Below are 12,501 nucleotides of genomic sequence, written 5' to 3'. Positions count from 1 at the left end.
GTCCGCCGGGACGCGCCGAAAACCCTCGGCCCGACTCGGTTCTCGACCGAAACGCCCTCACCAGGGGGTGTTCATCAGCGAATTCGCCGCCATCTCCAGGTAGTCCAGCAACGCCTTGCGATGCTCGTCATCGAGTAGCTCCGGCTCGATCTCGGCCACGGCGATTCGCATGCAACGCAACCACGCGTCGCGCTCCAGCGGACCGATGGTGAACGGATTGTGCCGCATCCGCAGCCGCGGGTGGCCGCGCTCCTCGCCGTAGGTGCGCGGGCCGCCCCAATACTGTTCGAGGAACATGCGCAGCCTGCGCTCGGCCGGGCCGAGATCCTCCTCGGGGTAGAGCGGGCGCAGCACCTCGTCGGTCGCCACCTCGCGGTAGAACGCCGCGACGATCCGCCGGAACGTGTCCGCCCCGCCGACCGCCTCGTAGAACGACGCTGTCGTCTGCTCTGCCGAAGCCGCTGCTGTCTGCTCGCCCGAAGTCATAGACCCTCTCGATTCGCTGGATGCGCCGACGTCCATTGTGCCCGCGCTCGGCATCGCCAGCCCACACCGCGGTTTTCCGGGACAGTAAATCGCGGGCCGGCGGCTCTTCAGCCACAGTTAACCGGACATTGTTGAAAATCACCGTGCAATAGCCGTCGTTCCATGGTCAACTGGGTGGCAATCTCTGCCGAGCTAACAGCATGATCCTGCCAATCATGAAATTGAGGTCCAGATGAAGCAGCGGCACAGCGCCAGGTCACACGAGGCGCGGACACACCGACAACTCCAGCCCGCCGACGTCCACAATCGTGGCTCGGGGGCTACTCCGCTGCATATCCTGTCCGATCATTATCCGGGCGCGCATCACGGCCATCCCGATCATGCGCACCGCTCAGCATCGCCGCCCAGTGAGACTCCGAGCTGGTTGAAGCGCCGGGTGCTGCTTCTGAACGCCACCTACGAGCCGCTTACCGCCTTGTCCGCGCGGCGCGCGATCGTCCTGCTCATCTGCGATAAAGCCGACACCGTCCATCACGACGCCGAAGGCCCGGTAGTCCATTCCGCCGAAGCCGCCGTCGCCATTCCCTCGGTGATCCGCCTGCGCACCTATGTCCATGTGCCGTATCGGGCCCGCGTCCCGATGACCCGGGCCGCCCTCATGCACCGCGACCGCTATCGCTGCGGGTACTGCGGCGGCAAGGCGGAGACCATCGACCACGTCATCCCGCGCAGCCGCGGCGGGGAACACTCCTGGGAGAACTGCGTCGCCAGCTGCGCGCCGTGCAACCACCGCAAGGCCGACAAGATGCTGAGCGAACTGGGCTGGACCCTGCGCTCACCGCTCGTCTCGCCGAAGGGGCCGCACTGGCGGCTGCTGTCCACGACGGCCGACCTGGATCCGATCTGGTTGCAGTACCTCGGCGAAGGCGCCGCCTGACTCACGTGTATTCGATCACCAGGGTTGCCCACGTGGCCGGCTCGAGTGCTTCGAAGACGTGTGGGAGATCGCCCGGGTAGGAGATGTAGTCGCCCGGGCCCAGTTCGACGGGTTCGTCGAGCAAGCCGACCTTCGCGCGTCCGCTGGCGAGGAGGACGTGCTCGAAGACGCCGGGGATGTGCGGGTCCGAGCGACGGGCGTGCCCTGGTTCGGCGGTGATGCGGAACAGGTCACGGCGGGAGTTGGGCGGGCTGGCGGCCAGCAGCGTCGCGCGGTAGTCGGATTCCGCTGCGGCGACGACCGGCCCCTCCCCCGCGCGGATCACCCGCACGGCCGGGCGCGGTGGATCGAGCAGCCCGGAGAAGGGCATGTCCAGCGCGACGCACAGCGCCCAGAGGGTTTCCAGGCTCGGATTGCCGGTGCCCGATTCCAATTGGGAGAGAGTGGATTTCGCGACGCCCGCGCGGTGCGCCACCTCGGTGAGCGAGAGGCCGGCCCTGGTGCGTTCGCGGCGCAGGGCAGCGGCGATCACCGCCTGGGGTGTGCCCGTCGGTGAGTCCCGCTGTGCCACTTGTCCTCCCATCGTGTGGTCCACCACTCAACAGGAAACCATATTGACGGATCGGGTCGTGATGTTCACTATAAGCTACATGCGTTCGATATGGCGAACACTCGGGCGGGATACCTTCTCCGGGATCGTGGCGGTGTGCCTGGCGGTTTTTGTGATCGGTGTGTCATATGGCGCGACTGCGGTCACCACCGGTCTGCCCGCGTGGCTGCCGATCGTGCTCGGTGTGGTGGTGCTCGCCGGGGGTGCGGAGTTTCTGTTCATCGGGATCGTCGCGGCGGGCGGTAGTCCGATCGCGGCGCTGCTGGCCGGACTGGTTGTCAATGCCCGGCATCTGCCGTACGGGTTGTCGGTGCCGGAGGTGGTCGGTACCGGGTGGCGGCGGTTTCTCGGCGTGCATCTGATGAACGACGAGTCGGTGGCGATGTCGCTGGCCCAGTCCTCTATCGAACGCAAACGAGCTGCATACTGGGCGTGCGGTTTTGGTGTGCTGCTCGCCTGGCCGGGCGGTGCCGTGCTCGGTGTGCTGATCGGGACCTTCGTGCCGGACACTTCGGCGTTCGGACTGGACGCGGTGTTTCCCGCGGTCCTGCTCGCGCTGATCGTGCCAGCGCTGCGCGACATCGCGACGTTGCGCGCGGCCGCGGTCGGCGCTGTCGCGGCGGTTGCCAGCGCGCCGTTCTTACCCGCGGGAATGCCTGTGCTAGTGGCGCTTTCGGGATTGCTCTGCGTCGGTCGAGATCGGGCAACGGCGGAAAGCGCTGAAACTGCTGTGCCAGTGGCAGTTACGAATCGCGAACTGAACACCGTCGAATCAGGTGTCGAATGATATTGGTCGCCAGCATGATCGCCCTCGCCTTGGGCACCTACGCTTTTCGTTGGTCCGGTCCGGCATTACGCGACCGTATTCGCTTCCCGGCCCGCACAATTCGGCTCCTGGAAGTCGGCGCCGTCGTCCTGATCGCCGCATTGGTGGCCGTCACCGCCCTGCCGACCGCCTCCGGGGAGTTCGGCTTCGCTCTCCCCGCAGGCGTTCTCGTCGCCGCCGCGCTGGCCTGGCGCAAACAACCCATCCTCGTGGTTATCCTCGCCGCCGCCGCGACCACGGCCCTCCTGCGACTACTGGGCCTGCACTGACCCCGAAATCCGCTGGCCGCGGTCGCCTTTCAGGGTTTGCGGCCCACGCCTGCCCAGATCCAGGCGGGTCCGGCATCGGGATCGACCTCGTACAGCGATTCCTCGGCGAGTTCGGGGTGCCAGTCCTCGAGCGTGACCACGCCCGGCTCCACGATTTCGGTTCCGGCGAACAGCTTTTCGATCTCGGCACGGGTACGCGGGACCATCGCGATACCGGCACGTTCGCAGGCCTCCACGGCCTGCGCCGTGGCCGTCGGATTGAAATCCGCAGTGGGATGACTGATCGTCAGACTGCTGCCGGACGGCACCGCCTCCAGTAACCGCGCGATGATGCCCTGCGGATCGTCCGAATCGCGGAAATACATCATGATCATGGTCAGCGTGATGGCAACCGGTTGCTCGAGATCGAGCGTGGCGGCGATGATCGGGTCGGACAGAATCGACTCGGGATCGTGCAGATCGGCGTGGATGAACGCGGTCTTGCCCGCTTTGGCGCTTGCCATCACCGCGCGGGCATGGGCGAGCACGAGCGGATCCTTGTCGACGTAGACGATGCGGGCCGCCGGATCGACGTCCTGGGCCACCTCGTGGGTATTGCGGGCGGTCGGCAGGCCGGTGCCGATGTCGAGGAACTGGGTGATGCCCAGTTCGGTCATCGCATAGCGCACGGCGCGGCCGAGGAAGGCGCGGTTGTGACGAACCATCGTGCGGATGGTGGGGACGTACGCGGCGATCCGGTCGCCGAGCGCGCGATCGACCGGGTAGTTGTCGGCACCACCGAGCCAATAATCGTAGAAACGAGCCTCATGCGGTTTGGTCGTGTCGATGGTGACCGGCAAACGCGGACCTGACCGACCGTGGCTATCCGACATGATGCTCCTCTCTTCGGGGGCGGCCGCACAGGAATCTGCCAACCTCACCACATCAATGTGTCTCCGACACATAGCGACTCGCCAGAACGTACTGCGCCAGCATATTCCGATGACCGCGCCGTCCGCCGCGAATCCATGCCGAAGTGGAACGCGCTCCGACGCCCCGGGTGGACCGATCTGGGCGGGGAACCTCACCGAACACGCGTATCGATGCGGCGTTCGAGGTGACCGAGGGCCAGCAGCGTGAAGATGTCGGCTAGGACCGGAATCGTGAAGCGCAGCGGGCGTGGCCCGATCGAGTCGGAAATGGCGGCGATACTGCCGTCGTTGCGCTGGCAAGACAGCAGGTAGGCCGCCGCACGCGCGGCCGGTGCCGGGTCGTCCTGGCAGCACACGGCGATGAGGGCGTAGGCGGTACTGATCGCGTCGCTGGGTTCTCCGTGTTGCTGTCCCCAGCCGCCGTCGGCGTTCTGCCCGTCCAGCACGAGGGTCATGATTCGTTTGGTCATCTGCAGCAGGTGTGCGGGGTGGTGGCCGGGGTTGCGGGTGGCGGCGAGCAGCGCGCGGAAGACGGTGTGTAGTCGGCTGCTCGACCAGTCCGGCGGGAAGGACCCGTCCGCGCGTTGCTGGTCGGTCAGGAACTCGAGCCCCGAGATGATGGCCGCGTGGTGGCGTTGCCACTGCGGGGTGAGCGCGTCGACGGCGGCGGCGGTCATGCAGGCTTCCGACGCGGCCCCGGCGATGTAGGTGGGGAATCCGCCGTCGGGGTTGCGGACCGCCATCAGTGACTGCTCGCCGCGGCGGATCGGTTCGCGATAGCCGACCGGGTCGAGGGTGTCCAGGAATTGGATGGCGACCGAGGTGTCATCGACGTCGGTTTGGTAGGCCAGGTCGGTGTAGGACCAGCCGCCGCCCGGCTGCTGCTGGGACACCAGGTGCGCGGCGACGGAGTGCAGCACATCGCGCGGGGCCTTGGCGGCGGCGAGTGCGACACCGGCGGTGGCGGTGCACCAGGTGTCGGTGTTGGCGACGAATGGCAGCCCACCGTCTTCTCGCTGATGGGCCATGGCTTTGCTCACCCCCTCGGTCACGATGTGCTCGGTGTGCGGGAGGCGGTGCAGGGCGTGCAGCGCCCACAGGTGGATGAGGATGTTGTCCTCCCAAACCTGGCTCTGACGTTGGGTTTCCAGCAGAATCCGGACGTCCTCGTCGCTGATCTGATCATGCCGGTCCGCGGCGTCGGCGAGGACTATCTTCACGGCGGTGACCTGCACTCTGGCCCAGCAGTGCAAGCCCGTCAGGTCGAAGGCGCCCGGGTCCAGCGGGCGCGGGGGTAATAGACCGTATAAGGCGAAGGTCGCATCGAACATGGCGTGTTTGCGAGCGCCGGTGAAGCCGGGTGCGCGAGCGAGGAAAACCTCGGCCAATCCCGCGGTGGGACCTGCGGTCGCGCTGCGGGTCAGGGCCAGATCGACCAGGATGCGGTCCAGTGGGTCCGTCGTGGCCACGGCACGCAGATAGTCGACGAGGCGAGTCCGCCGCTGGGGTTGCAGATCGGTCCGCTCCAGCAGGTTCAGCGCAAGCACGGACTCCAGGACCCGGCTCTGACAAGGGTCGCGCACCGCGCCGTCGGGACCGACGCGCGCCGTCAGCCGAGACCGCAGGCGCGCGGTTGCGGGAGCGAGGAGCGGCGGGAAAAGTGCAGGGGCCCAACCGGTCTGGGCATGGGTGAGTGTCGCGGGTCGCATGGCAGTCTTTCGGATGCTCGAGGTCGGTGCGCCGCGCGCCGAGTGCCGTCGCCGCACTTGGCGCGCTGTCGGGGGTACCTCAACATGCTCCTCCCGCAACGTAACTGACGCATCGAAAAGACGATCTTGCTGTGCGGCGAATGCTGGATAGTTGCAATTGGTTTGCCCGAGGCCATTTTCCGCGCAGAGCGGCATCGTCTACAGCGTTGCCGGGAGGAGGTGCCATCCGAGATGCGGTTGTTCGCAACAGGGCTCGCTGAACCGGTCTATTCCGAGGACAAGCGCGGTCAGGACCGAGACTCGCCCCTCGCCGTCAGGTCAGCTCGGAGACAGCGAGATGCCGCCTGCACGGCGGCGGGCTACTGAGCCGTAGCGGGCGTCGATGCGGAGCCAGGTGTTGCTGGCTCGGATGCGGACGATTTCGGTGGGCAGAATGCGGCGGGAGTCGGCCTTGTCACCGGAATGCGGGATGAAATCCATTGCGGTGAGGGCGAACACGACGCGCATCGGGACCTGGACCTGGATGTCGGCACCGGAGACGGTGAGCACGGTCTGGTCGAGCAGGGAGGCGGGCGGGCCGTGACTGCTGCCGTGTTCCTTGGCCAGTTGAGCACCCTGTTCGGCGAGTTCGACCAGGGTGCGGGCGGGCACGTCGTCGATGTGCACGAAGCCGTCGACCGGCGGTAACGCGCCGCGCCACGCGGAATCCATCGAGTAGCCGAGGTCGATGGGCAGGCCGGAGCCGAGCCCGGCCAGCACCATGTCGGCGCCGACGGTGACGTCGTCGACGCCGAGCTCACCGACGATGGTGCGGACCGCGAGCACCTCGAAACCCGTTGCCACCCAGGCCGCGACATACCGATCCCCGCGGCGGCGGATACGTACCACCGCCGCGGGGTCCAGCCGCACCGCCCGAGTCAGGAACGTCGCGAGGTTCTCTCGCTCCGCCGGATCGGGCACGTGCAATACGCGTTGTTCTGCCATCACGGCTGTACAGCCGTTCTCGACCAGCGACTACCGATGCGGATCAGTCCAGCCACTCGGACAGATAGTCGCGTTCGGCCTCGGTGAGCCTGCGCAGGCGCTGCGCGGACATGTCGAACGCGGCGATCTGGGTAGACGCGATCACCGCGGCGGGCGAGTCCGGTGCCGCACCCGCGGCCCGCACCTCGTAGCCGATGGTGAAGTCGACCGCCCGCAGCTGTTCGATCCACATCGCGATATCGAGCGGTGTGTCCTCGTGCCTGAGCTGCCCGCGGTAGCGCACCCGCAGGTCGGCCAGCACACAGCCGGTCCCGAGCGCGGCGGTCGGCCGGCCCGGCTCGAGCAGCCACGGGATGCGTGCCTCCTCCAGCAGGGTCACCATGCGGGCATGGTTCACATGCTGGAAAGCATCCATGTCCGACCACCTGACCTCGACCTGGGTGTGAAAACGCTTGGGCAGCACGACATTGCCGCCCTTCGCCGTCCCGCTACCGTTCAACGAGCTGGTCAACGTGGTACCTCCGATTGGGCGCCCACCCCACTCACCATGCTTCGCACTTGCCGCGCGGCAACAGACAGCGTGGCGAGATCGTGGGTTCCGGACTCGAACAACTCCGACAGTGCGGCCCGGGCACGCCCGAGCCGAGACTGGTTCTTCGACTCCCAGTATGCAATCTTCTCGTCCGCGCTCTCCTCCGGGTCACCCGCGGAGAGCACATCGAGGGTCAGCGAGCGCAGCGACGAGTACATATCGTCGCGCAGCGCGAGCCGGGCCAGCGAGTGCCAGCGGTCGCCCCGTTCGAGGTGACTGACCGCCTGGAGCAGCCAGTCGATCTTGAGGTGCTCGTTGAGCGCGTAGTAGAGCGACCCGACCTCGTCACCGTCACGATCGGTGATGTCGGCGATGTCCACGATGTCGAGCAGCGGGAACAGGTTGAGCAGCCCGAACACCTCGGTGGCCAGGTCGGTCGGCGCACCGCGGGCGATGAGCTCGGCCGACTGATCGGTGAGCGTCGCGACGTGATGTCCGCGCAGCCAGCCCGGCACCTTCGGCGCCAGCGCCTGCACGTCCTGGCAGTACCGGTTGATCTCCGCGCCGACCGCGATCGGCTGCGGCCGGTTGCTCAGGAACCAGCGCGAGGCCCGGTCCAGTGTCCGTTTGGTTTCCAGTTCCAGCAGGTCACGCACCGCGGTGGCGGCGTCGGCCGCGCGGATCCGTGCCCACATCTCCGGCAGCCCGAAGATCTCGGTGGCCGCCGCGAACGCGCGCACCGAATCGGTGGGCGTCGCGCCGGTCTCCTCGCTCAACCGGTGCGCGTAGGTGATGCCGCCGTAGTCGACCATTTCGTTCACGATCATCGTGGTGAGGATTTCCCGGCGCAGCCGGTGCTTCTTGATCGCGGCGCCGAACCGCTCCCGCAGCGGCGTCGGGAAGTAGTCGGGCAGCCGGGTGACGAAGAAGGGGCTGTCCGGCAGATCCGTGTCGAGCAAATCGGCCTTGAGCGAAAGCTTCACGTGCGCCATGAGATTGGCGAGTTCCGGGGACGTGAGTCCCGCGCCCTCCTCCAGCATGCGCTTGAGCTGCGCTGCCGAGGGCAGTGCCTCCAGCTCCCGGTCGAGGCCGCGGCGCGCCTCCAGATCGTCGATGAGCCGCATGTGCACGTTCAGCATCTGCGGTGCGTCGGTGCGGGACATGCCCATCAGGAAGTTCTGCGCCACATTGTCGTCCAGCACCATCTGCGCGACCTCGTCGGTCATCGAGGCGAGCAGCGGGTTGCGTTCCGGCTCGGGCAGCTGGCCCGCGCTGACCACGCCGTCGAGCAGCACCTTGATGTTGACCTCGTGGTCGGAGCAGTCGACGCCGGCCGAGTTGTCGAGGGCGTCGGTGTTCATCTTGCCGCCGCTGCGGCAGAACTCGATGCGGCCGAGCGCGGTCGCGCCCAGGTTGCCGCCCTCGCCGATCACCTTGACCCGCAACTGGTTTCCGTTGACCCGGACCGCGTCGTTGGACTTGTCGCCGACCTCGGCGTTGACCTCGGTGCTCGCCTTGATGTACGTACCGATGCCGCCGTTCCACAACAGCTGAGCGGGCGCGAGCAGGATCGCGCGCACCAGCTCCGGCGGGGACAGCGATTCGACACCGTCGGCCAGCCCCAACGCCTTTCGGACCTGCGGACTGATCGGCACCGACTTCACCGTGCGGTCGTAGACGCCGCCGCCCTTGCTGATGAGCGAGGCGTCGTAGTCCGCCCACGACGAGCGGGGCAGCTGGAACATCCGCTGCCGTTCGGCGTAGGAGGCGGCGGTGTCCGGGTTCGGATCCAGGAAGATGTGCCGGTGGTCGAACGCGGCGAGCAGGCGGATGTGCTCGGACAGCAGCATGCCGTTGCCGAAGACGTCACCGCTCATATCGCCGACACCGACGACGGTGAAATCCTGTGTCTGGGTATCGATGTCCATTTCCTGGAAGTGGCGCTTGACGCTCTCCCAGGCACCCTTGGCGGTGATGCCCATCGCCTTGTGGTCGTAGCCCGCCGAGCCGCCGGAGGCGAACGCGTCGCCGAGCCAGAAACCGTAGCGCTTGGCCACATCGTTGGCGATATCGGAGAACGTCGCGGTGCCCTTGTCGGCGGCCACCACCAGGTAGGTGTCGTCGCCGTCGCGGCGCACCACCCGGGCGGGTGGCACCACCTCACCGGTCGCGCGGTCCACGTTGTCGGTGACATCGAGCAGGCCGGAGATGAAGGTGCGGTAGCAGCTGATGCCCTCGGCGCCGAGTGCTTGACGATCCGCGACGGGGTCACCGGTGGCGGCGGGCGGCTGCTTCACGACGAAGCCGCCCTTGGCGCCGACGGGGACGATCACCGCGTTCTTGACCGCCTGCGCCTTGACCAGACCGAGCACCTCGGTGCGGAAGTCCTCCAAACGGTCGGACCAGCGCAACCCGCCACGGGCCACCGGACCGAACCGCAGGTGCACGCCCTCGACTCGCGGCGAGTACACGAATATCTCGAATTGCGGCCTCGGCTTGGGCAATTCGCTGATCTCGCGCGGCTCCACCTTCACCGACACGTAGTCACGTGACATGCCCTCGGCGTCGGTGATGTAGTAGTTGGTGCGCAGCGTCGCCCTGATCAGGTTGAGGATGGCGCGCAGGATCCGGTCGGCGTCGAGGCTGACCACGTCGTCGATCCGGCCGCAGACCTGGCTGTCCAGCTCGGCGGCGTGCTCAGCCGAGACGGTGTCCGGGTCGAAATGCGCCGCGAACAGGTCGACGAACAGTCGCGCCACATCCGGGTAGGTGAGCAGCACCCGGGAGATGTTGGCCTGGCTATACGGAAAACCGGCCTGCTGCAAGTACTTCGCGTAGGTACGCAGAATCGACACCGCACGCCACGGCAGCCGCGCGCGCAGCACCAGCTCGTTGAGCGGGTCGGCTTCCGCGCGGCCGTACCAGGCCGCCTCGAACGCCTCGGTGAACCGCTCGCGCAGACCGCGAACCTCCGCCTCCAGCACGGCCGCCCGCTTGGACGACTCCAGCAGTTCCGCGTCCAGGTCCCGGTCGAGCGCGCTGCGCAGCAACTCAGGGCGGGCCAGCAGACCGAAGTCGTAGATCCAGCGTTCGCCGCCGCTGCTCGGGTCGCCGGGCTGGGCCTCCAGCTCGAGCTGGTACGGCCGCTCGTCGACCACCTCGACGCCGAGGCTCTGCAGCACCGGAAGCACCTGGCTCAGCGAGATACCAGGGCCCGCAACGTAGAGCGAGAACCGCCAGGAACCGGGATCGGACGCGATATTGCGGTACAGGTACTGATCGATGCCGCCGTCACGCAGGTGCTCCAGGCGGACGATGTCGGCGAGCGCGCGGCCTGCTTCGAAGTCCTCTTTATAGGCGTCGGGGAACGCCTCGGAGTAGCGCTGCACCACCGCGGGGTCGAGCATCGTCGAGGTGCTGACCTCGTCGTTCAGCAGGTCTTCCCAGGTCCGGCTCGCCTCGCCGAGCAGCGCCTGGATGCGCAGCCGGTTGGCCTCGGAAGTGTCCGCGGCCGGTGCCGCGTAGCGCGGCGCGCCGTGCTCGGCCTCCGGCATGCGCACCGTGAAATACACACTGGCCAAGTCGCTTTCGCCGACCCTGGCGGAGTAATCGATGGACACGCCGCCCAGTTCGCGGACCAGGATGTCCTGCATCTCCAGCCGCACCCTGGTGGTGTAGCGGTCGCGCGGCAGATAGACCATGCACGCGACGAATCGGCCGTAGCCGTCCGCGCGCAGGAACAGGCGCACCTGCCGACGCAGCCCGATGTTCAGTACCGCGAGGGCGGTCCGGCGCATCGTCTCGGCGTCGGAGGAGAACAGTTCGGTGCGCGGGAAGGACTGGATGACCTCGAGCATCGCCTGCCCGGAGAACGACTCCAGGTCGAACCCGCTCTCCTCGATCACCGAGCGCACCCGACGCTCGATCACCGGGATGTCGAGCACGTTCTCGTGCACCGCGGTGACCGTGAAAACACCGATGAACAGGTGCTCGCCGACGATGGTGCCCGCGTCGTCGAAGTCGGCGACGCCGATGAAGTACGGGTATACCGAGCGATGCACGGTGGCCGGGACCAAGCCCTGGGTCAACATCAGCAGCGGCCGGTCGGCGGCGTTGATCGGCACCCGGAAATCGGTGCCGACATCGGGCCGGAGCACGCCGAGGCAGGTGCCGGGCATCGGGTTGGACGACTCCTGCCCCTGCTCGGCGCTCAGCTGGTAGCGGGCGTAGCCGAGCACGGTGAAGTTGCCGCTGGCCAGCCAGCGCAGCAGGTTCGCGGTGTCCACCAGGTCGGTGTCGGCGAACGGCGCGGTACCCGACTTCGCGGCCAGTTCCAGGTCGTCGGCCAGCCTGCTCTGCACGTCCTTGATGGACTCGGTGTCGCCGATGACCTGACGCACGTCGGCGACCACGTTCGGCATCGCGGCTTCGATCCGGCTGAGCAGCGCCCGGCTGGTCGACGGGTGCAGTTGCAGGTGCATCCACGACTCGCGCAGCGCGGTCGCGCCGTTGGTGCCGTCCACTTCGTGCGGTGCGGCGTGCTGCAACAGCCCGTCCGCATCGCGCTCCACCTCGAAGATCGGGTGGATCACTTCGCTCACGCTGACACCGAGCCGGGTCAGCGATGAGGTGATCGATTCGACAAGTAGCGGCATGTCGTCGGTGACTAGCTGTACCGCCGCGCCGAGGCCGGAGCCGTCGTCGGGGTGATACACCCGGACCAGAGCCCGGTCCGCCGGGCGGTGCATGGCCAACTCCATGTGCCGCCGGAAGATTTGAGTGATGCCGGTGATCGCGCAGTCCACATCGCCCGCGTCGACGTGGCGGAAATACGCCTCCTCGAGAGTCGCGAGTTCGCCGCGCAGTGCCTGCGGCAAACTCGCGGCCCACGCCGCACTGGACAATTCGGACGAGACCGTCATTTTTTCGCCAACTCCTCGGATTCGGTTCCGTAACAAAGCGACGCCGGTCCGAGAGTAGCTGTGCGTGGAAGACGAGGGGGTGAAATCCCTTCCAATCCTGGGGTGTTCACCATCACGGCGGTGTTCGCCACGCGATTGCCCAGCTCGGATGAATGATCTCGGCACAGCATCGTTCGGACACACGAACGTCAGGTGTGCGCGACAGGGTCTTTCTGCGGCGGCAGCGGGGCCGAAGCACCTCGGTTCAGCTCGGCTACCAGGTCGACGGTGGGGACCGTCGATTGCTCGAACTGTGCCTGCGCATTCACGTATCCC

Annotated in this window: 10 protein-coding genes; 3 read left to right on the top strand and 7 right to left on the bottom strand. The window is 67.2% G+C overall.

Annotation, left to right across the window (positions count from 1 at the left end; genetic code table 11):
* Window positions 1-57: 57 nt before the first annotated feature.
* Window positions 58-486, bottom strand: a complete 429-nt coding sequence (locus ACFWF1_RS33620; RefSeq protein WP_379282364.1) for a globin — start codon at window positions 484-486, stop codon at window positions 58-60.
* A gap of 232 nt (window positions 487-718) precedes the next feature.
* Here ACFWF1_RS33620 and ACFWF1_RS33615 point away from each other — a divergent pair, with 232 nt between their 5' ends.
* Window positions 719-1,423: an HNH endonuclease gene (locus ACFWF1_RS33615; protein WP_357391719.1), complete on the top strand. Its 705-nt coding sequence runs from the start codon at window positions 719-721 to the stop codon at window positions 1,421-1,423.
* A gap of 1 nt (window position 1,424) precedes the next feature.
* Here ACFWF1_RS33615 and ACFWF1_RS33610 read toward each other — a convergent pair whose 3' ends face one another.
* Entirely contained in the window at window positions 1,425-1,994 is a 570-nt protein-coding gene (locus ACFWF1_RS33610; RefSeq protein ID WP_379282363.1) for a helix-turn-helix domain-containing protein, read from the bottom strand.
* Window positions 1,995-2,073: 79 nt separating this feature from the next.
* On the opposite strand from ACFWF1_RS33610, the gene ACFWF1_RS33605 reads away from it, so the two are divergent.
* Both ACFWF1_RS33605 and ACFWF1_RS33600 read left to right on the top strand, forming a co-directional pair.
* The gene (locus ACFWF1_RS33605) at window positions 2,074-2,820 is read left to right on the top strand and encodes an AzlC family ABC transporter permease (RefSeq protein WP_379282881.1); all 747 of its coding nucleotides are present in this window, start codon (window positions 2,074-2,076) and stop codon (window positions 2,818-2,820) included.
* Window positions 2,817-3,128 (top strand): AzlD domain-containing protein, encoded by a 312-nt coding sequence (locus ACFWF1_RS33600; RefSeq protein ID WP_379282362.1) that lies wholly within the window; start codon window positions 2,817-2,819, stop codon window positions 3,126-3,128. Before ACFWF1_RS33605 ends, ACFWF1_RS33600 begins: the two co-directional genes overlap by 4 nt.
* A gap of 29 nt (window positions 3,129-3,157) precedes the next feature.
* Here ACFWF1_RS33600 and ACFWF1_RS33595 read toward each other — a convergent pair whose 3' ends face one another.
* From ACFWF1_RS33595 to ACFWF1_RS33575, 5 genes are all read right to left on the bottom strand, one after another.
* On the bottom strand, window positions 3,158-4,000 hold the full coding sequence (locus tag ACFWF1_RS33595) for an SAM-dependent methyltransferase (protein ID WP_379282360.1): 843 nt from the start codon (window positions 3,998-4,000) through the stop codon (window positions 3,158-3,160).
* Between the two features lie 191 nt (window positions 4,001-4,191).
* Entirely contained in the window at window positions 4,192-5,622 is a 1,431-nt protein-coding gene (locus ACFWF1_RS33590; RefSeq protein ID WP_379282359.1) for a prenyltransferase/squalene oxidase repeat-containing protein, read from the bottom strand.
* A gap of 444 nt (window positions 5,623-6,066) precedes the next feature.
* Window positions 6,067-6,732 carry a hypothetical protein gene (locus ACFWF1_RS33585; protein ID WP_379282358.1) on the bottom strand — a complete coding sequence of 222 codons (666 nt, stop codon included), beginning with the start codon at window positions 6,730-6,732 and terminating at the stop codon, window positions 6,067-6,069.
* 43 nt (window positions 6,733-6,775) lie between these two features.
* Window positions 6,776-7,231 (bottom strand): acyl-CoA thioesterase, encoded by a 456-nt coding sequence (locus ACFWF1_RS33580; protein ID WP_379282879.1) that lies wholly within the window; start codon window positions 7,229-7,231, stop codon window positions 6,776-6,778.
* A gap of 8 nt (window positions 7,232-7,239) precedes the next feature.
* Complete coding sequence (locus ACFWF1_RS33575) at window positions 7,240-12,186, bottom strand: NAD-glutamate dehydrogenase (protein ID WP_379282357.1); 4,947 nt, start codon at window positions 12,184-12,186, stop codon at window positions 7,240-7,242.
* Window positions 12,187-12,501: the final 315 nt, after the last annotated feature.

Origin of the sequence: Nocardia sp. NPDC060255 (assembly GCF_042727395.1) — a bacterium.
In the GTDB taxonomy this organism is placed as follows: domain Bacteria; phylum Actinomycetota; class Actinomycetes; order Mycobacteriales; family Mycobacteriaceae; genus Nocardia.
Note: the sequence above shows the minus strand (reverse complement) of the source record. Positions and strands in the feature narration are given on the sequence as shown.